This window comes from Oceanobacillus sp. NCCP-135, from assembly GCF_059698015.1.
On the sequence record NZ_BAAKSZ010000005.1, the window covers coordinates 1 to 19671 of the forward strand.

General features: G+C 36.7%; 26 protein-coding genes. 10 read left to right on the forward strand and 16 right to left on the reverse strand.

Features of this window, described 5'->3' with window-relative positions:
* Together AC6HVZ_RS04930 and trpS are read left to right on the forward strand one after the other, a co-directional pair.
* Positions 1-833: hypothetical protein (locus AC6HVZ_RS04930; RefSeq protein WP_497557033.1), on the forward strand; the 833-nt coding region annotated here is incomplete at its 5' end.
* 58 nt (positions 834-891) lie between these two features.
* A complete protein-coding gene (trpS, locus tag AC6HVZ_RS04935) occupies positions 892-1887 on the forward strand; it encodes a tryptophan--tRNA ligase (RefSeq protein WP_497557034.1) in 996 nt (331 codons plus the stop codon).
* A gap of 202 nt (positions 1888-2089) precedes the next feature.
* Here the strand turns inward: trpS and AC6HVZ_RS04940 are convergent, their stop codons facing one another.
* The 6 genes from AC6HVZ_RS04940 to AC6HVZ_RS04965 all read right to left on the reverse strand — a co-directional run bounded on the left by AC6HVZ_RS04940 (position 2090) and on the right by AC6HVZ_RS04965 (position 7446).
* Positions 2090-2845, reverse strand: coding sequence for a YjbA family protein (locus AC6HVZ_RS04940; protein ID WP_497557035.1), 756 nt, complete (start codon positions 2843-2845; stop codon positions 2090-2092).
* A gap of 79 nt (positions 2846-2924) precedes the next feature.
* On the reverse strand, positions 2925-3131 hold the full coding sequence (locus AC6HVZ_RS04945; protein ID WP_497557036.1) for a YuzI family membrane protein: 207 nt from the start codon (positions 3129-3131) through the stop codon (positions 2925-2927).
* A gap of 313 nt (positions 3132-3444) precedes the next feature.
* Positions 3445-4686, reverse strand: a complete 1242-nt coding sequence (fabF, locus tag AC6HVZ_RS04950; protein ID WP_497557037.1) for a beta-ketoacyl-ACP synthase II — start codon at positions 4684-4686, stop codon at positions 3445-3447.
* 43 nt (positions 4687-4729) lie between these two features.
* A complete protein-coding gene (locus AC6HVZ_RS04955) occupies positions 4730-5668 on the reverse strand; it encodes a beta-ketoacyl-ACP synthase III (protein WP_497557038.1) in 939 nt (312 codons plus the stop codon).
* A 118-nt stretch (positions 5669-5786) separates the two neighbouring features.
* Positions 5787-6755: a BMP family ABC transporter substrate-binding protein gene (locus tag AC6HVZ_RS04960; protein ID WP_497557205.1), complete on the reverse strand. Its 969-nt coding sequence runs from the start codon at positions 6753-6755 to the stop codon at positions 5787-5789.
* A 79-nt stretch (positions 6756-6834) separates the two neighbouring features.
* On the reverse strand, positions 6835-7446 hold the full coding sequence (locus tag AC6HVZ_RS04965; RefSeq protein ID WP_497557039.1) for a hypothetical protein: 612 nt from the start codon (positions 7444-7446) through the stop codon (positions 6835-6837).
* A 145-nt stretch (positions 7447-7591) separates the two neighbouring features.
* Between AC6HVZ_RS04965 and AC6HVZ_RS04970 the strand changes: the two genes are divergently transcribed.
* On the forward strand, positions 7592-7774 hold the full coding sequence (locus AC6HVZ_RS04970) for a DUF2929 family protein (protein WP_497557040.1): 183 nt from the start codon (positions 7592-7594) through the stop codon (positions 7772-7774).
* Positions 7775-7952: 178 nt separating this feature from the next.
* Here the strand turns inward: AC6HVZ_RS04970 and AC6HVZ_RS04975 are convergent, their stop codons facing one another.
* Positions 7953-8288 (reverse strand): hypothetical protein, encoded by a 336-nt coding sequence (locus AC6HVZ_RS04975; RefSeq protein WP_497557041.1) that lies wholly within the window; start codon positions 8286-8288, stop codon positions 7953-7955.
* Between the two features lie 98 nt (positions 8289-8386).
* Here AC6HVZ_RS04975 and AC6HVZ_RS04980 point away from each other — a divergent pair, with 98 nt between their 5' ends.
* Positions 8387-9208, forward strand: a complete 822-nt coding sequence (locus tag AC6HVZ_RS04980) for an undecaprenyl-diphosphate phosphatase (RefSeq protein WP_497557042.1) — start codon at positions 8387-8389, stop codon at positions 9206-9208.
* A 50-nt stretch (positions 9209-9258) separates the two neighbouring features.
* Here the strand turns inward: AC6HVZ_RS04980 and AC6HVZ_RS04985 are convergent, their stop codons facing one another.
* Both AC6HVZ_RS04985 and AC6HVZ_RS04990 read right to left on the reverse strand, forming a co-directional pair.
* Positions 9259-10401, reverse strand: a complete 1143-nt coding sequence (locus tag AC6HVZ_RS04985; RefSeq protein WP_497557043.1) for a TIGR04053 family radical SAM/SPASM domain-containing protein — start codon at positions 10399-10401, stop codon at positions 9259-9261.
* A 181-nt stretch (positions 10402-10582) separates the two neighbouring features.
* Positions 10583-10822: a DUF2249 domain-containing protein gene (locus AC6HVZ_RS04990; RefSeq protein ID WP_497557044.1), complete on the reverse strand. Its 240-nt coding sequence runs from the start codon at positions 10820-10822 to the stop codon at positions 10583-10585.
* 220 nt (positions 10823-11042) lie between these two features.
* On the opposite strand from AC6HVZ_RS04990, the gene AC6HVZ_RS04995 reads away from it, so the two are divergent.
* Positions 11043-11735: a Crp/Fnr family transcriptional regulator gene (locus AC6HVZ_RS04995; RefSeq protein WP_497557045.1), complete on the forward strand. Its 693-nt coding sequence runs from the start codon at positions 11043-11045 to the stop codon at positions 11733-11735.
* Between the two features lie 310 nt (positions 11736-12045).
* On the opposite strand, the gene moaD is transcribed toward AC6HVZ_RS04995, so the two are convergent.
* From moaD to yjfP, 5 genes are all read right to left on the reverse strand, one after another.
* Complete coding sequence (moaD, locus tag AC6HVZ_RS05000; protein WP_497557046.1) at positions 12046-12279, reverse strand: molybdopterin converting factor subunit 1; 234 nt, start codon at positions 12277-12279, stop codon at positions 12046-12048.
* Complete coding sequence (locus tag AC6HVZ_RS05005) at positions 12272-12745, reverse strand: molybdenum cofactor biosynthesis protein MoaE (protein ID WP_497557047.1); 474 nt, start codon at positions 12743-12745, stop codon at positions 12272-12274. Before AC6HVZ_RS05005 ends, moaD begins: the two co-directional genes overlap by 8 nt.
* A 59-nt stretch (positions 12746-12804) precedes the next feature.
* Complete coding sequence (gene mobB, locus AC6HVZ_RS05010; protein WP_497557048.1) at positions 12805-13338, reverse strand: molybdopterin-guanine dinucleotide biosynthesis protein B; 534 nt, start codon at positions 13336-13338, stop codon at positions 12805-12807.
* A gap of 81 nt (positions 13339-13419) precedes the next feature.
* A complete protein-coding gene (locus tag AC6HVZ_RS05015) occupies positions 13420-13731 on the reverse strand; it encodes a metal-sulfur cluster assembly factor (protein ID WP_497557049.1) in 312 nt (103 codons plus the stop codon).
* A 181-nt stretch (positions 13732-13912) separates the two neighbouring features.
* A complete protein-coding gene (gene yjfP, locus AC6HVZ_RS05020; RefSeq protein WP_497557050.1) occupies positions 13913-14674 on the reverse strand; it encodes an esterase in 762 nt (253 codons plus the stop codon).
* Between the two features lie 371 nt (positions 14675-15045).
* On the opposite strand from yjfP, the gene AC6HVZ_RS05025 reads away from it, so the two are divergent.
* From AC6HVZ_RS05025 to AC6HVZ_RS05040, 4 genes are all read left to right on the forward strand, one after another.
* Positions 15046-15879, forward strand: coding sequence for a Cof-type HAD-IIB family hydrolase (locus AC6HVZ_RS05025; protein WP_497557051.1), 834 nt, complete (start codon positions 15046-15048; stop codon positions 15877-15879).
* A gap of 121 nt (positions 15880-16000) precedes the next feature.
* Positions 16001-16150, forward strand: coding sequence for a hypothetical protein (locus AC6HVZ_RS05030; protein ID WP_497557052.1), 150 nt, complete (start codon positions 16001-16003; stop codon positions 16148-16150).
* Positions 16151-16357, forward strand: a complete 207-nt coding sequence (locus tag AC6HVZ_RS05035; RefSeq protein ID WP_497557053.1) for a DUF3813 family protein — start codon at positions 16151-16153, stop codon at positions 16355-16357. It abuts the gene before it with no gap.
* 351 nt (positions 16358-16708) lie between these two features.
* Complete coding sequence (locus AC6HVZ_RS05040; RefSeq protein ID WP_497557054.1) at positions 16709-16972, forward strand: NifU N-terminal domain-containing protein; 264 nt, start codon at positions 16709-16711, stop codon at positions 16970-16972.
* Positions 16973-17021: 49 nt separating this feature from the next.
* Here AC6HVZ_RS05040 and AC6HVZ_RS05045 read toward each other — a convergent pair whose 3' ends face one another.
* Both AC6HVZ_RS05045 and AC6HVZ_RS05050 read right to left on the reverse strand, forming a co-directional pair.
* Positions 17022-17417 carry a hypothetical protein gene (locus AC6HVZ_RS05045; RefSeq protein ID WP_497557055.1) on the reverse strand — a complete coding sequence of 132 codons (396 nt, stop codon included), beginning with the start codon at positions 17415-17417 and terminating at the stop codon, positions 17022-17024.
* Positions 17418-17441: 24 nt separating this feature from the next.
* Entirely contained in the window at positions 17442-18284 is an 843-nt protein-coding gene (locus tag AC6HVZ_RS05050) for a YitT family protein (protein WP_497557056.1), read from the reverse strand.
* Positions 18285-18411: 127 nt separating this feature from the next.
* On the opposite strand from AC6HVZ_RS05050, the gene AC6HVZ_RS05055 reads away from it, so the two are divergent.
* Entirely contained in the window at positions 18412-19287 is an 876-nt protein-coding gene (locus tag AC6HVZ_RS05055; protein WP_497557206.1) for a DegV family protein, read from the forward strand.
* Positions 19288-19671 lie beyond the last annotated feature (384 nt).

A 19671-nucleotide genomic window follows, 5' to 3' on the forward strand; every position in this document is an offset into this window, starting at 1 on the left:
TCAAAAAAAATAAAACCTTTATTTTTTTGCTCGTAAAACTAAAAAAGTGGCACATCGCAAAAAGCTCTGATAATATAGTTCTTGACATATTTGGTAATGCAACTGTATTGCTTAATGTACTGAAAACATTATATAGTTATCAAAAAGATGCGTTAGAAAATAATACTGCCTACCTTGAGAAGATAAATGGCCTAGATAACAAAATTAAAAAAGCAGAAGAGTCTAAGCAAGGAATTATCTCTAGCATTGGTCAAGTAACTGATCCGGAGTTTAAAATGGATTTAATAAAACAAGGTGAGGAATTAACTAAAGAGATTAGGACATTAAGAAAGCAAAAAAACCAATTAAATGAAGAACAAGAAGAACAAAGTATGAAAAAAGTTGAATTGCAGGAAGTTGTAGGATTATTACTTCAGCCTGAAACCTTTTATAAAAATCAAACAACTAAGCAAGTAAGAAATTATTTAAAACATGTGATAGAATCAATTGAGTATAAGCCAAATAAGGAAATGGTAATTAATTTAAAGTTTGCTAAAAAGGCAATGAGTATCACCACCGTACCTACCGAAAAATTTAATCATTTAAAAGAAGAACTCAAAACTGAAAAAGGCAGAGTAAGTAAAAAGAAAGTAAAAGAACAAAATCAAATAGTCCTATTTAGCCTATTATCTACCTTGTGGGATAAAGATCCTAATAAAATTGGGAAAGATGAGGCTAGCATAATAAAGTTTATAATTGAGGCTTTAGAGGAATTTAACGGGACGAATGAGGAATGGGCATACCCAAAGTTTAGTGGTACGGTGGCACACGGGGGTTCATTCGTCCCTGTTTAAGTGGATAAATGGGCTTTTTTTAATGCTTAAAATTATAAAATAGATGGAGTGAAGTTAGATGAAGACAATTTTTTCCGGAATACAGCCAAGTGGTACATTGACAATTGGAAACTATTTAGGAGCACTGAAGCAGTTTACCGAGCTGCAAGAGGAGTTTGACTGTTATTTTTGTATCGTAGATGAACATGCCATCACTGTTCCCCAAGACCGCTTAAAACTAAGAAATAACATTCGTTCACTTGCTGCACTGTATCTTGCATCTGGTATCAATCCTGATCGTTCCACGTTATTTGTACAATCAGAAGTACCTGCACATACACAGCTTGGCTGGATCCTGCAATCAATCAGTTATGTCGGTGAACTGGAGCGGATGACACAGTACAAGGATAAATCGGCAGGAAAAGAAGGTGTTTCTTCGGCGTTGTTAACATATCCTTCCCTAATGGCTGCAGATATATTACTTTATAACACGGATCTTGTTCCTGTTGGGGAAGATCAAAAGCAGCATTTGGAGCTGACAAGAAACTTGGCACAGCGCTTCAATAACAAATTCAATGATATTTTTACCGTTCCGGAAGTGCGGATACCGAAAGTTGGCGCACGTATTATGTCACTGCAGGAGCCAACAAAGAAAATGAGTAAGTCCGACGAAAATGAAAAAGGATTCATCTCCATGCTTGATGAACCAAAGAAAATTGAGAAGAAAATTAAGAGTGCAGTTACAGATTCTGAAGGTATAGTAAAATTTGACAAGGAAAATAAACCGGGGATATCCAACTTATTAACGATCTATTCCAGCTGCAGTGGTGAGTCCATTGAAGAACTGGAAGCAAAGTATAAAGGTAAAGGATACGGAGATTTCAAGCAAGGCGTGGCAAATGCTGTGATTGAAGTATTAAAACCAGTTCAGGATGAATATTATGCTTTACTCGAATCCGATCAATTGGATGAAATTTTGGATAATGGTGCTGAAAAGGCTTCTTTTACTGCGAATAAAACAGTAGCAAAAGCTAAGAAGGCGATGGGGCTTGGCAGAGTTAAGAAGAAAAGGTAAAATAAAGGGCGTCCCGAATATCGGAAGCGCCCTTTTGATTTGCAAATCATAAATTGTGAACTTTAGCCATTTTGCTGTGAACTTCTGACCATTCCACGGTGAACTTCTGACCAACTCATTGTGAACTTCTAACCATTTTATTGTGAACTTCCGCTTTAAAATTTTTTTCAATAAAAACAGACCCACACAATGTAATGAAATCCTATTTCGAAGCATTCTGCTCCTGACCATTTTCAATCTCCCACATTTTTTCAAGGAATGGCTGGCCTTTAATTAACTTCGTACATAGTTCTTCATGGGCCTTACTCCATCCCTGCTGCACTCCATTGTACAATGACTCCCATACCTGATCTTCATGCAGAACACGGTTAAATGGGTAGCTTTTTGGATCCCATTCTGTCAGCCAGTACCGTATTTCTTTCGGATTATTGGTGGTCTTAAGCTGATCCAGTCCCATCATGAGCAGTTGCTTCAACTGCCTTTCTCTTCGGGTTAAACCGAAAATCAATTCAGGTCGCATAGAAAGCATGTGATATTCCTTCTGATAATCTTTGCCATCATATTGGTATGACTGGGGTTTTGTATTTTGAATCATGTCATAAACGAGCTGTTCCTGCCTAGGGATTAATCTGCTTTTTCGAATCGGTATCTGATAACCAATTGTATCCATTGCTAATATATCGTTACCATCAGTAATCACACACGCATAATCCAATACAGATCTCTCCTGCCCTTTTCGCATATAGGCTCGTTTGTAAATTGTATCAAGCATAGCTCTCGGCAAATCATGCATGTCATTTTCAATGTAGTCGTATAGCTCTTGTGTTATGTACAATAATGGAACCTGATCTAATAATTCAATTGCGTCTTCTTTTCGCCATTCATGAAAATAACAGATACTATACCCATTTTCTTCCCCTTCAAACCAATTCACCCACACATCATGCAAATATAACATAAACAACCCTCACTTTTATAACTCAACTTAGAATACATTATGACCAATCAGTGGAAAAAATATTCGAGATTAGTTGAGATTAGAGATTGTTTGGATAACGAAAAATCACAAATGCCATTAATAAAATTCCAGCAGGCAGAAAATAACACTCCATTCTGCCTTTAATAAAAATAAAGTAATCCACCCACCCTAGTCCTGCAGGCAAGAAATTCATATACGCAATTATAGTTACCCCGCCAGCGACAGCAAGTCCGAATCCAATTAAAAATAAAAATATATATCCCATCTATTATCACCCAAGCCTGTCCCATAGTTTTTATTAATTTATGCTTGGATAAGTGAATAAATGAATATTAATTACCTAAGTTGTTTTGGAGTGTGGGAAGGTTTTGGTGAGAAATTTAAGAGATATGAGTGTAACGTTGAGAGATAATCTGCCAAACTTGAGAGATCACTAAAGAAAGTTGAGAGATAAGTAAGGATTTCTTCTTTTCTCTCAACTTTAAGCCTGTCTCTCTCATCTTAAAAGTAGAACCATCTACCCCACCATCGAAAAAGCTGACCAATACACATTATTGGTCAGCTAACATATAAACTTACTATTTATGATATTTTTTAAACACCAATGCTACATTATGACCGCCAAATCCAAGGGAATTACTTACAACTACATTAACGCTCTGTCTTCTGGCTTCATTTGGTACATAGTCAAGATCACAGTCATCATCAGGAGTTTCATAGTTTGTTGTTGCTGGTAATACGTTATCTTCAATTGCCTTCATCGAGATAACTGCTTCCACTCCACCAGCTGCACCAAGTAAATGACCTGTCATTGATTTCGTTGAGGATACTGCTAATTTGTATGCATGGTCTCCAAAAACAGTTTTTATCGCAGCTGTTTCAAACTTATCATTAAGTGCGGTACTCGTACCATGTGCATTAATATAATCTACTTCTTCAGCAGAAATCCCAGCATCATCCAGTGCATGCTGCATTGCTCTTGCTGCCCCTTCCCCATTTTTCGCAGGGGCTGTAATGTGATAGGCATCTCCTGTAGCACCATACCCAGCAATTTCTCCATAAATATGTGCTCCACGCTCGAGCGCTGATTCCAATGTTTCAAGTATTAAAATTCCTGCCCCTTCCCCCATTACAAAGCCATCACGATTTTTATCAAATGGACGGCTCGCTCTTTCAGGATCTTCATTCAGTGATAATGCTTTTGCGGAAGAAAAGCCTGCGAAAGCCATATTTGAAATAGGAGCTTCCGTTCCTCCGGCAATAATATAATCCACATCGCCGCGTTGAACCGCCTTGAATGCATCACCAATAGAATTTGCACCAGATGCACATGCAGTAACCGAACAGGAATTAATCCCTTTCGCACCTAATTGAATCGACACTTGTCCTGCCGCCATATCAGGAATCATCATTGGAACGAAAAACGGACTTACACGCTTCGCTCCTTTTTCCAAAAACTTCGTATGTTGATCCTCCCATGTATTCATTCCGCCAATACCCGAGCCTATCCAAACACCAACACGGTGTGCGTTACTGTCGTCAATGCTCAGCTTTGCATCTTCAACAGCCATCTTTGCTGCCGCTACAGCATATTGAGTAAAGGGATCCATTTTTCTTGCATCCTTTTTTTCCATATATTCCGTTGGATCAAAATCTGTCACTTCTGCAGCAACCTTAGCTGGAAAGTTCTCTTTATTGACTTTTGTCACAAAGTCAATTCCTGATTTCCCTTCCAAAATATTTGCCCACATTGTTTCAACACTGTTTCCTACAGGTGTAACTGCCCCAAGTCCTGTTATGACAACTCTTCTTTCTTCCATTAAGGTTTCCTCCTATAGAACGTTTACGAAATATTCTTATTGCTTATCTTCCCCAGCGCATGGCGACTGCGCCCCATGTCAATCCCCCACCAAATCCAACTAAAACGATTAAATCATCATCTTTAATTTTACCACCTTTTACAGATTCCGATAAGGCCATTGGAATGGAAGCTGAGGAATTATTTCCAAATTTCCTGATGGTTTTTGCCATTTTATCTTCAGAAATCCCCAGACGCTCACGTGCAGCATCCATGATTCTGATATTTGCCTGATGTGGTATCAAATAATCCACATCCTCTTTATTAAAACCGATTTTCTCAACAACGTTTACTGTTGATTGAGGCATTTGTCTTACAGCAAATTTAAAAACTTCACGACCATTCATAATCAAATGATCATTTTCATCCTGGTAAAGTTCCTTGCCTCCTGCCCCGTTTGCACCAAGCTCAAAGGATAAAATCCCCCTACCTTCTGAAACTTCACCAATGACTGCGGCACCCGCACCATCTCCCAGCAGCACACACGTACTACGATCTTCCCAGTTTGTAATTTTAGATAGTTTTTCAGATCCAACAACTAATATCTGCTTATAGACTCCAGTTTCAATAAACTGCTTTGCCGTTATCATTCCATACATAAATCCGGAGCATGCTGCACTAACATCCATTGCTGCTGCCTTTACTGCACCTAATCTATCTTGAATCATACATGCTACAGATGGAAAAGGTGTATCAGGTGTAACGGTTGCTACCAGAATTAAATCAATTTCCTCCACTGCTACATTTGCTTCTTCCAAAGCCTCCAGTGCAGCATAATATGCCATGTCAGATGTGTTCACGTCATCCTCCGCAAATCTTCTTTCTTCAATTCCAGTTCTAGTCCTAATCCATTCATCATTTGTATCCACTATTTTTTCCATATCATGATTTGTAACCACTCTTGTTGGAAGGTAATGTCCAGTGCCTAATACACCTGCATTCATTAATTCCATCTCCTTATATACTGAATGTTAATATCAATTATTATGACTTGGTACTAATTTTAATGTATATTTTTCTAACTTGCAAGAAAAAGTGATAACCTACCTACACCATGGCAACCTATTTTTCATTAGGCAGTAAGTCTGTCTTCATATATTCTTCAACAATATCTGCCATGTATGCCTGGAAACTTTCAGGAATACTTGGACTAAATTCACCTAATGAAATGACTTTATCCTGAAAATCGAAAGTCATAATACTTCCTTCTAGTTCTCCTGCATTAAATTGCTCAGCTGTTAATTCATACAGCTTGTCCACAGATTGAACAGTACTTGTTAATACAGTAGTTTCATTTATTTCAGATTGATCTTCAACATATCCAATTGCATAAATACCATCTGCATGTGAGTGCTTTATGATTTCCCTGCTGTAAACATCTCCAGTAGGATAAAAAACATCTACCCCGTTATTCCGCATCTTTTCATACAGTTCTACTGCGGTTTCATTGTCATTCCAATTATTAACGAACTCAATCGTTACATTCGCTTTTGGATTTTGAAATTTTACCCCTTCAAAAAATCCTTCTATTTCTGGCTGCCATTGATAGGCGGAAATCATTCCTACATGATTAGACTGTGTCATTTCTGCCGCTATCATACCAGCAAAGAAACCCATCGCATGTGCATTGAAGTTTAAACTTGTTACATTTTCATCATAGTAACCGCCATTAAAATAGACAAATTGAACATCTGGATAACTTTCGGCTAGATTAATGAAATAATTTCCATAAGTACTGCTATGACCGAAGATAAGATTTACTCCATTTTGGACAAATTCATCAACAGCACTTGCAATTTCTTGCTCTGTAACTATATTTTCCTTGTAAAACACATTGACATCATACTCTTCACCAATTTGTAATAAACCCTGATAGCCTTTTTCATTCCATGCTTGATTTTCAATAGTGCCATCAACCAGCATACCTACATTTTGAATATGATCTTGACTATTTAAACTGCTACAACCTGTAATGATTATTAAAGTAAACATGAATAGTAGGAAAATATGTATTTTTTTCAATGGAGGCACTCCTGTCTGCAACTCGTTGGCTTTCTTCATTGTATCTGTTTGACTATCATTCGTAAATAAATCACGTATCAAGCATCCACTAATCAGTATAATTTTTCATTTTTTTATAATGAGTTAATACTGCTTTTAGCTTTTCCCCTGTAGGTCTATTGTCCCGAAGATAGATGGTATTTTCAAGTTTTAAGCCCTTGTCTTCTTTATTTTTTGAGGACACTACATTTAGATACTGTGGCAGATCATCTACTTTCAACCATTGTATGAATGCATTCGTAAAATCCCTAATGTATATTGCTTCTTTCTGAAATCTTTTTGAATCAAACGGTATAAATTCATTATCTCTATACATCCCTTTTTCATTCATTGTCATCCATTCACCATAAAGTAAGGGGATTTTAATATGGACAGTATATTCGCTTTCCTCTGAACTTTCACCATTACCGCCAATTTTTACGGTTCGCTTTGATTTAATATTTACCAGTTCCCTATTTTCATCGATAATAATTGCTGTATCATAATCCTGTCTGTGATTGTTATTTACTAGTGTAAATAAACTGTTTCTCCCAAAAAACATCGGCAAATTCTCATCACCATCATCCCCGCAAATGCCATCAACCTCAAATCCTTCTTCTAAAAAAGTATTTGTCATATGAAAACCAATCCAATGATTACAGTTAACAACTAAAAATGACATACAAAATCCCCCTTGTATAGTATGTATATGAAAAAGAAATACTTTTATTTTTCACGTTCATTTGGTAAACTATAGATGAGTGCAAGAAACTATAAAAGATCATTGAAAATTATAGAAAATATTTTCTTAAGATGAGGTGTAACAAATGCGATACATCGTAACGATTGTTTGGGCAGTGCTAATAAGTGCTGTAATTTCTTATGTTCTATCAAGCATGGCTGGAAATGAATTCAATATGACTGGTACATTTATAGTAACAGGTCTTTTTGTCGTAGCAGTTGCTATTTTAGGTGACGGAGTACTGAAAGAGGAACAAAGCAACAACTAAATTTGGATATGTTGGAAGAACCCTTGCCTTCTAAGAAACCCAAAATGGCAAGGGTTCTACTATTTAAAGAAGTAAGAAAGTATAAACGAAATCGACTCTTTCGCCGATTTCTCCAAATCTGACTTCTGCTCTCTGACCTCTGGAAAGACGCTTTAGCGTTTTTCTCAAGGTACAATAACTAATACCAGGGTAATACACTTAATGCAGCAAGTGCAGCTAAAGGTAAAATAAGCCTTCTGAATCTTCTTGGAGGACGGCCATATCCTGGGTAACCATACCCATAGCCGTAACCTGGATAGCCATAGCCGAACTGACGGTCATGATCATATGAAGGATAATCATAATCCGGTGATGGATTTTGATTATGATCAATTGGCACAGCAAAATAGACATATTCATCATCCAATCCAGTTATTATCCCGTCAACCTTTGATCCATCAACCATTTCAGCAAGCACATAAGAATGCATATGTTCTTTACATAAATCGTATATATGATGATAATTGTTCTTCATTTTCTTAACCCTCCTCACCAAATAGACTATTCATATGCCTATATTTTGGTGACTTGTATATGAAATGAAAATGAAGCATTCCCGGGAGGAAATTTTTTATGGAAACAATCACAGAACTTTGGATATTAGTTAAATATTTAATATTAGGATTAATCCAGGGATTTACAGAGCCAATCCCGATATCTTCAAGTGGCCATTTAATTATTTTCCGTGAACTATTTAATATTGAAATTAAGGGTCTTTCTTTTGAAATATTAGTTAACTTTGGCTCACTGATAGCAGTTCTGCTCATTTACAGAAATGACATCATTCGTTTAATTAAAAATGGCTTCCGCTATATTATTAATAAAGATGATGATGCAAAAGGCGATTTTCAATTTATTGTTTTCCTTGTGATAGCAACAATCCCAACTGGAGTACTTGGTATATTATTTGAAGACTATATTGGTGAAAAACTGAGCGGTGTAGCTATAGTAGGTTATACACTCCTTTTAACTGGTGCCGCATTATGGATCATCCGTAATCTCAAAGGTAGAAAAAATGATGGGGATTTAACCGTAAAAGATGCCCTTATTGTCGGCTTTGCCCAAGCAGTTGCTTTAATTCCAGGAATCAGTCGTTCAGGCGCTACCATTGTTGCCGCAATGCTCGTAGGTATGAAACAAGAAACTGCACTAAGATTTTCATTCTTGTTATATATTCCAGTAAGTCTTGGTATTAGCATATTATCTGTAACTGATATTATTGGTGATCCAGATTTTGACACATTAATGATTCCTTATTTAATTGCATTTATAGCATCGATTATTGCCTCATTCTATGCCTTGAAATGGTTTATTAACGTCATGGCTAAAGGTAATCTAAAGTATTTCGCCTTTTATTGTTTCATCGTAGGTATACTTGTTATTTTGTTCTTATAATTATTAATGTAAAAAGATGAGACTCGATCCTTAAGTCTCATCTTTTTATATTATTTCGTTTTCGCTCTTTCTTGTTTCATTTTTTCACGCCATGCTTTAGGAATATAAACACAATATGGTTCGCTCTCCATATAATCACCTGTTACATTATAGGCTCTTGACCTAGAGCCACCACATACATGACGGAATTCACAGACTCCACATTTCCCTTTATATTTATCCGGATTTCTTAGATTTTGGAATACTTCTGATTCTCGGTAAATGGTTGCTAATGGTGTCTGACGAACATTCCCCGCTTTAATTGGCAGTAATCCACTTGGATAGACATCCCCAGTATGGGAAATAAAAACAAAACCATTGCCATCGTTTACTCCCTTAGGTGCACGACCTAAGCCGTCAATTTGACCTGTTTTTCCCTGATTGAGTGCATCCTCATAAAAGATATGCTCCTTATCGCTCATCCCCTTATGTTCACGTATTTTGTTTTGAATAACGACACGACGATAATGCTGAGCTGCAGTTGTTTTAATATCAAATGGAACATGTTTCGAAAGATTATATAACCAGCGTAGTACCTTCTCATGTTCTGCTGGTGAAATCATATCTGACTCCTTCCCTCGTCCAGTTGGAACAAGGAAAAATACACTCCATAGGACTACACCCATTTTTTCGATCATTTCAGCCATTTCATCAAGGTATTGATAATTGTATTTTGATATAACGGTGTTAATTTGTAATGGCATTTCCAATTCATGTAAATACTGTATTGCATTCATCGTTAAATCAAACGAACCATCTGTTCCACGGAAATGATCATGCACTCGAGCACAATGTCCATCAACACTGAATGCCCATCTTGCTAGTCCCACATCCTTTGCTTTTTGCATCGCTTCTTTTGTTACATTCGGTGTTGCCGATGGTGTCATTGAAACACGAACACCTTTATTAACGGCATATTCTGCAATATCGAAAACATCCGGACGCTCTAAAGGATCTCCACCAGTAAATACCAACATCGGATTATCCATTTCATATATATCATCAATCAGTTCTTTACCTTCTTCAAACGTTAATTCCAAAGGGTTGCGATGATACTGTGCTTCTGCACGGCAATGCAGGCATTTTAATTGGCAGGCACGTGTCAATTCCCAAATTACAATAAACGGATTTTCATTATAATCTCTTGTAAACATGGTAATCCTCCTATTCGTAAACTTGGTTTATCACCAAGCAGTTTTAAACCATTGAAAAGTTCTATCTAAATTGTAAATTACCTTTTAAACAAACGATGTGATGTTTTTCACTTATATATATCAGTTCATCTTATCGACACAAATAGATCCTTGAAACTAATTTCAAGGATCTATGCTTACATTATATTTTTCCAATAGCTACACGCCAAAGTGTTGGACCTTCTTCTAAGTACTCCCAGGAGAATGTCCCTTCTCTTTCCATCATAAATTGATAATGTAATGGTTTTGGATTATGATCATTTGAAAGCTCCATGAATTCACCTGATTGTAGTTCATCGAAAACTTCAAAAATACGTGGATGTCTATATTTAGGTTCAATGTCTGGAGCGTGCAACTTTGTTGTATATTTTATATTATTCATTTAAGAAACCTCCCAGCTCATTTTCTGATATTAATTAAACAATTATAGAATAAGCCGAACAGATGGAAATGTATGTGAGTAAAAACACCATTAACATATGATTTTTATCACAGTAACATTAAATATTCACATTTTAATTAATATCACAGTATGTTACATGATACTATGGTAAAAGAGGGAGATAAAGTAGTTACAAGTTAGCTAGAAGGGGGATGTCACAATGAATTCAGAATCAGTTCGGGAACTGTTACAAAGATTTACTATATTTAAAGATCTGACAGCGTTTGAAATGGAGCCTATTGTTGATTTAGCCAAAAACCGGTTGTATCGTCATGGTGCACATATATTTATGCAGGGCGACCCGTTAACAAATGTTTATTTCATACACCAAGGGAAAATCAAAATTTACAAAACCGATATCCACGGTAAAGAGCAAATTGTAAATGTATTGCAGCCGGGAGATATGTTTCCACATCAGGGATTCTTTCGACAGGATAACTATCCAGCACATGCAGAAGTACTAGAAGATGCTGTATTAATATATATTCCGATAAATTTATTTGAAAATTTCCTGATTACACATCCGGAGATTTGCGTGAAATTATTCCGTGTCTTAGGAGATATTATTGTAGATCTGCAGGTGCGTTTAGAAGAAAAAATCCTTCACAATACATACGAACAAATTATCATGCTACTCTTGCGCCTATCCAAAAGTTACGGAAAAGAAACTACGGACAATCAAATTCGGATAACGACACAGTTTACGAATAGGGAGCTGGCTAATATGATCGGATCAAGTCGTGAAACAGTCAGCCGCACACTAACCCAGCTGAAAAAGAAAAACTTAATCACGACAGATAAGACCGGATTTATTGTAATAGACTCCGATGGATTAGAAGATGAATTATTTTAATGAAAAAACGGGACTGATACAGATCATCCCGTTTTTTCATTGTCTATTCTAATTTTTTCATTCTAACTGCCTTCTCCAGTAGGTGCTACGCTGTACTTCTTTTAAAACCTTCCGTTCTAATGTTCAGCTAAGGGTTTGGATGGATACTAGTAAAAAGTGGAGAGGGGATCTGGTGAATATGAGAAATAGCAAAAGAAAGTTGAGAGATAGGCAAGCTATTCTTCATTTTCTCTCCACTTCGGGGCGGTGTCTCTCCATTTTTGTTATTTTCTCTTAACTTCGATGAAGGCGCTATCTCCCATAATACATCCTATCCCCCACTCACCGGCGGAATAAATGCAACAACATCTCCACTTGCTAAAACAGTGTCTTCCTGAGCATATTCTTCATTTACTGCTACCATTGCAGCATCTAAGTTATCTAATTCATATTCTGCGAGCCATTTTGTTTTTAGATCCCTCACCGTAATCCCTTCTATCTGCAGCGAGATTTTTTCCTGTCCTACTGCCTCCTGCAGCTCAGCAAAAAACAATACATCAATCATTGTTAATCCCCTCCCCGATTGGCAAAATTTCTTTATAAGACTTCGATTCCTTTTGATCCCCAATCCAAAGTGTTCCATCTTCCCAGTTCTCTTTTTTCCAGATAGGGACAATTTCCTTCATTCGTTCTATCGCATAACGGCTTGCCTCAAAAGCATCCTTGCGATGTGGTGTTGAAACTGCAATAACAACGGCAATGTCAGAAATATCCAGACGACCGACTCGGTGAGCAATAGCCGTCCGCGTATCCCCCCACTTCCCGTCAATTTCCTGGCCGATTTCCTCAAGCTTTTTTTCAGCCATGGCAGCATAAGCCTGGTATTCAAGATATAAAGTTCTTTTTCCTTTTGTAAATTCACGTACAGTTCCGATAAATGTATTGATAGCACCAGCTTCCGGACGCACAACTTTAGCTACAACATCGTTTATTTCAATTGGGTCTTTTGTAATCCAAAAATTCTTATCCATTGTTAGATCCCCTTTTATCCCACATGTAACTGGCGGTAATTAATCCGCAGAATGAGATATTACTTTATACCACCTAATGTTACTGTAATATAGTCCACCAGCTTGGGCAAGAAATCATGAGATTCCTCCACGTGAAAAGTATAATTATTACATTTTTTTATAAGAGCATCGTCCCTGGATCCGACTGCAATTATATCGGACAGCTCATTTAGCAGCTGTAAATCGTGCTCATTTCTAATTAATACGATTTTAGGATAGGATGCTTGTTTATACCCTTCAATTAGTAAGATATCAAGCGGAAGAAATGTATAATATTTAATAAGCTCATCCAGTTCGATAGATGCGTTATTTATTGTTATTTGGAATTGATGCTCTCCTTTTACTGCACTTACTCTTGCTCCAGCTTCCAAATGCTTATAACTATCTGTCTCCTTTACTAGCTGAGGTTCTCCACCATGACCATGATGCTTTAATGTACCAACCTGCTTGTCATGTGTAGCGAAATAACGAATTAATTTTTCCATCAGCGTTGTTTTTCCTGAATTTTTATAACCAACTATTTGGCAAACAGGGAAATTCCATTCATTTTGCATCATTCACCTCATTCATTTTCTCTAAAAAAATAAAATAAAAGGCCGACCCATATAAAATGAATCAACCTTAGTGAGGATGGATCAATCTGGAATACCTAGAGCGATTTTTGCATAACGGGACATTCTTTCTTTACCCCAGGGTGGATTCCAAACAATATCAACTTTAATTTCTTTAATTTCCGGAATATCTGAGAGTGCTCGTCTTACGTCAGCTTCAATATGTGCTGAAAGTGGGCAACCCATTGCTGTAAGAGTCATTGTAACAGTACATAGACCTTCTTCATCTAAATCAACATCATATATTAAACCAAGGTTAACAATATCAATTCCCAACTCCGGGTCAATTACGTTCTCCAAAGCACCCATCATATTTTCTTTTAAAGCTTCATCCATGAATTTACCTCCTCGTATTGTTCATACCTATATTTAAACATATTTTATTTATTATTTAAATGATATAGCTCACTTTGCGAACCTCTTTTGTTTATATTTATAGGATAGAACAAGGCCGCAAAAACCCCTCAAGCCAAAGCCGTTCTTCTACGGACTAAGGACACGTGTATTCTATGCACACTTATAAATGCTCTTCAAACCATTTAACGGTTTCTAAAATAGCATATCTACTTACTTTATGATCACGGTTAGATTCCTTTAGAAAATGAATGTTATCCGTATTCCGATACGTTTTTGCTACATCTTCATAAAATGTAAACGAATGGTCGAATGGAACAACTGCATCATTTTCCCCGTGCCAAAATAAAAGCGGACGTTCATTCAGCTTTTCTACCTGTTTGGACAGATCATAATTTTCAAGTTGTTCATAGAGATGATCGATCATGTCCTCGGTTACAGGGAGATTCCCCATTTTTTTAAAACTATTTACTAATGTTTTGGCATAGGTGGTTATTTTAGGAGAGCCCATTAATACCGCTGCTACTTTAATCCATGGATATTGAGTTAGCGCTGCAGATGTTGTTATACCTCCCATACTCGTTCCTGCTATACCAAAACGTTCATCTAAAACCAATCCTTCTTCATCAAAGTGATCCTTAATATGTTTTAGTTCATTGACATTTTGCATGACAATATCCCAAAAGGAAATTTGTTTCTTCAAGGAAGACACTGCCCTCTCCCGTTGGCCATGGTACTCACTATCTGGAAGCACAACCCGAAATCCCTTTTCTGCCAATAAATAAGCTAAAGGCAAATTATGTTCCTTCGCACTGGTAAATCCATGAAAATAAGTTACGACAGGCAAGGCTTCTTTCTCCCTGTCAGCATCAACCACCACAAGGCTGGGAATTGTTTTAATGTTTTTTTCGTAAATCCCTATCATGTTTTTGTCCCCTTATGAATGTTAATTACTTATAAAGTTCAAAAAGGACCGAGGTCGGCTAATGTTGCAGACGTCCAATCTGCAAGTCCGCAACTAGCATGTCCTGTGCGTCAAAGCCGAAGCGACGTAGCTTTGAGGACAAGGAAAGCTTCCGTAAATTCACATCTTCGTGAGAATAAGTTTTTTCAAGGGACGTGTCGGCACTCAGTCGTAGTTCCCCTATCCCATTGTGTCATTTTTACCGGACTTTTTGAACATTCTCTTATATAGTAATATTAACGTTGACATATTTGCAAGCAATGTAAAAGAAGAAAAATAACTTTACATATCTTGCTACCACTTATAAACTATTGTCAGATGAGGTGAAATTAATGGAAAACAAAAGACATTTAATCGCTTTAGACTTAGATGGCACATTGTTAACAGATAATAAAGAAATTAGTTCCCGTACGAAACAAACTATACTAACAGCAATGGATGAAGGTCATGTTGTTGTTATTGCAACAGGAAGACCACATCGTGCGAGCATCGACTATTACCACAACCTTGGGTTAGATACTCCTATGGTTAATTTTAATGGAGCACTTATCCATCATCCAAGGGATAATAAATGGGATGCGCTTCATAATCCGATGCCGATCCAAACCGCCCATAAAATTATTGATGCTTGCTATGATTTGGATGTTAATAATATTTTAGCAGAAGTAATGGACGATGTTTACCTTGATCAATATGATGAGAAGATAATTGAAATTTTTCACTCAACACAAGGAGATCCCCCATTTACTATTGGAAATTTAAAAAACGAATTGACGGAAGATCCTACATCTGTTCTTATCCACCCAAAAGAGGATCATATTTATCAACTCAGGAGCCACTTGGATGATTATCATGCAGAACTGATTGAGCATCGTAAATGGGGTGCGCCATGGAATATCATTGAAATTGTAAAAAAAGGGATGAATAAAGCAGTAGGCTTACAAAAAGTTGCTCATTATTTTAATATCCCAAAAGAAAGAATCATCGCTTTTGGTGATGAAGATAATGATTTAGAAATGATTGATTATGCAGGAGTTGGTGTAGCTATGGGTAATGCAATCAATGAACTAAAATCTGTTGCTAAACATATTACAGATACAAATGAACAGGATGGAATAGGTATATTTCTCGAAGAATACTTGCAGTTAAAAGTTAAATCTGTGTAATTTTTCCGTATATTTCCTACAATATATTTTTAGGGATTCATCCATACTACTAATGAGCGTATAAAAGCGTTCATTTTTGTTTCATTGTTGCATTTCCAGCAAACTGAAGGAGTGAGTTATCGTGGGAAAAGGAAGTAAATCAAAGCGCTTTGTTCAAAACGGCGTTGATTCTGTTAAAAAACACGACGAACGATTTCCTTACAGATCCAGGTTTTCAGATGTAAAACGAAAACATGGGGAAGCAGATAATCATACCGTAGGAGGGTTTTAGTTGGAAAATAATAATAACTTATTTCAACAAGCTAAAAATGCTGTTACTAACTTTATGAATGCACAAGGAAATAACAATGCCAGTCCAACCGATCAACAGGCAGCGCAAAATGCCATTCAGGAAGCTTATAATCAAGCAACCCCCGAAGAAAAGCAGCAACTGCAGCAGCTGGAACAACAACTGAAACAGCGTAATCAGCTAAGCTAACCTCTGCAATCTTGCATACAGTAATATCCAATTCATTATCTGGATGAAAAGGATTTACTACAGCAAACATCTGCCCTCACATAAAAGTGGGGGCATTTATCACGCATTAACGGGCTGTAATACCCCCACCTCCAAGCGTGAGAAATCCCAAACATGAAGGTGGGAAATAAACAACCCGTAAATTTTCTGATTCTGTTCAAGGGCCTTTTGTTCATACCATGAGGCACTAACATTCAGTGGGGGAGGAAGGGGAATCCCCACTGAATGAAGTTTCACTTTATTATATAAATTCTTTTTAAATTGGAGAATTTCTGCTAATATAAAGATAAGTATAATTAGGAGGGAAAACTTATGGGAGTACGTGTAGAAGCTACACCAAATCCAAACGCACTAAAATTCACCACAGATAAACTTATTTTTGAAGGAACCAACAGTATTTCTGTTATGCCTGGTGACACAAGTGAGCATGAAATTTTAAATGAATTGATGCAACTTAAAGGTGTGGCAAACGTTTTTGGCTATCAAAATTTTATTACGGTAAATAAAGACTTTGATGTTGAATGGGATGAATTGACAGCTAAAGTAACTGAGGTAGTTGAAAAATACGGATACTGATCATACATACGAGGTAATTAGAGGTAAGCTGCTTTAGCTTACCCTTTTTTTAATCAGTAGTAACGTCAATTGGTATATAATTTGGGTTGACTGCTTTTCCTTCTTTATTTTTCCCATATAGGGTAAGAATAGGTGGTTCTGCTGTAGGTTCTTCAGGTAAATCGATCTTTAACTCAAAATCACTCCATCCATCGTTCTCTTCTTCAAGTGGAACACTCATTTCTTCAACTAGCATTTGTTCTCCCTGTCCAACGGTATAATAAAATTTATCTTCACTGGTTTTTGCCTCACCAGTTAAATAAATTTGTTTTTCTTCCGTTCGTATGTCAATATTCCTAAAATTAACGGATGCGCTCACTTCCTCTTTCGTTTCTATGCTTGGATCTTCTTGTTCGGCACATCCACTCAACATCATTGCCACGAATAACATGATGAAATATTTCATTTCATTATTCCTCATTTCGTTTCATCAATCTTTTCTAAAGAATCCAAATATACCAGTTGTCTGCACAATATTTGTAAAGGCATTCGGATCAACTTCATTAATTATTCTTTCTAAATCATACAGTTCATATCTTGTGATAACGAGATACATCATATTTTTATCCTGCTTCGTATACGCACCCTTCGCAGGTATAATCGTAATTCCCCGTACCATTTGATTATGGATTGCTGCCTGCAGTTCATCTGCTTTAAGTGTAATAATCATTGCAGTAACTTTTTCATGACGTGTATGTAGCGCATCAATTACACGTGTTGTGACATAAAGTGTTAATAATGTATATAACGCATTTTCGGGTTCGTATAGAATACCCGCCATTGCTATAATTACAGCATTTAATGATAAAAAGTATGTTCCAATTGGCTTATCTTTCATACGTGATAATACCATCGCAACAATATCCATCCCACCGGTTGAGGCACCTAATTTCAATGTTAGACCAACACCAGTACCACCAATAAGTCCACCAAAAACAGCATTTAAAATAATATCATCCGATAGGGAGAAAACAGGCAGTACTTCCAAGAAAAGCGTTGCGGCTATAACGGAAATAATACTGTATACTGTAAACCCTCTTCCGACTTTAAACCAACCTAAAATAATTACAGGAATATTAAATAAAAAGAGTAAAATACCTGTACTAATACTAATTCCAATAAAATCATTAAACACACTGGAAACCAGCTGTGCAGCTCCTGTAAAGCCACTTGCATAAACGTTTGCTTCAATTAAGAAGAAATTTAGCGAAATAGCATTCAATAAAGCTCCGAATATAACAACAATAATACGTTTTGCTTCAACTATAAACATGGCAACCTCCCTACCTTATTTTATATCATTATTACATTTTTTAAAATATTAATTAAATATACTTTGACTATCTTTCATACTAGCATTAAACTAGATACATGTACTTATTATGAATGAAGGTGATAATATGACGATTAAAATTCTTGCTGATTCTGCGAGTGATTTGTCAAAGAAACATTATAACGAATTTAACATTGAAATGGTACCATTAACTGTTCATTTAGATGAAAAAGAATTTAAAGACGGTATAGAAATTGATCCAAAAACCGTATATGATGCGATGCGAGAAGGAAGAATGGCAAAAACCTCTCAAGTATCTCCACAAACATTTAAAACATTTTTCACATCCTATGCCAAAGACAATCAGCCATTGTTATATTTTGCTTTTTCATCGGAATTATCCGGTACCTACCAAACGGCAAAAATGATGGAGCAGGAAGTTAAAGAAGAATACCCGGATGCCACCTTACATGTCATCGATACAAAATGTGCTTCAATTGGCTATGGGCTTGTTGTCCTTCATGCCGCAAAGCTAGCAAAAGAAGGTGCTTCAGCTGAAGAAATTATCGAGTCAACTACTTATCAGGCGGAACATATGGAACACATTTTTACAGTTGATAATCTTGAGTATCTTTATCGTGGCGGACGTGTCAGCAAGACAGCCGCCTTTGTCGGTACATTATTAAAAATAAAGCCGCTTCTTCATGTGGAACAGGGAAAGTTAATTCCACTTGAAAAAATCAGAGGCTCCAAAAAGGTTTTGCAGCGCATGCTCGATGTCATGGAAGCCCGCGGTTCTGACTTTAAAAATCAGACCATCGGAATCAGTCATGGTGATGATTTAAAAAGGGCTGAGCAGCTTGCTGCCATGATTAAAGAAAAATTTGGCGCTGAAACTATTCTCATCGAAATGGTCGGCGCGGTGATTGGAGCCCATGCTGGTCCAGGAACCATCGCACTCTTTTTCTCAAATAAACCAAATAAATCTTTCGAAAAAGCTTGACCTGTAGGGTTCAGGCTTTTTTCAACAAACATATTCTATAACGCTCTTTCGCATTTCCCTTCCTTTTAATCGTCAACTCTGCTTCTTTCATTTACATGTTTTTCTTTAGAATGGGAGCCCGTAAAGGTTAAGAGAGATTAGGTTGAAGTTAAGAGAGGATGTTCCAGAGTTAAGAGAGAATAAGTAGAAGTTGAGAGGTATTCCATGATGGCATGGTTGTTTCTCAACTTTCCTGTACTATCTCTCATCTTTTCAAGCTTATCTCTCAAACTTTCTGTACTGTTTCTCAACTTTTCAAGCTTATCTCTCTACTTCAAGCCACTTTCTCCAATTTTTTACACCAACATCCTTATCCCCTAAAAAATAAAATACAAAACCTGTAAC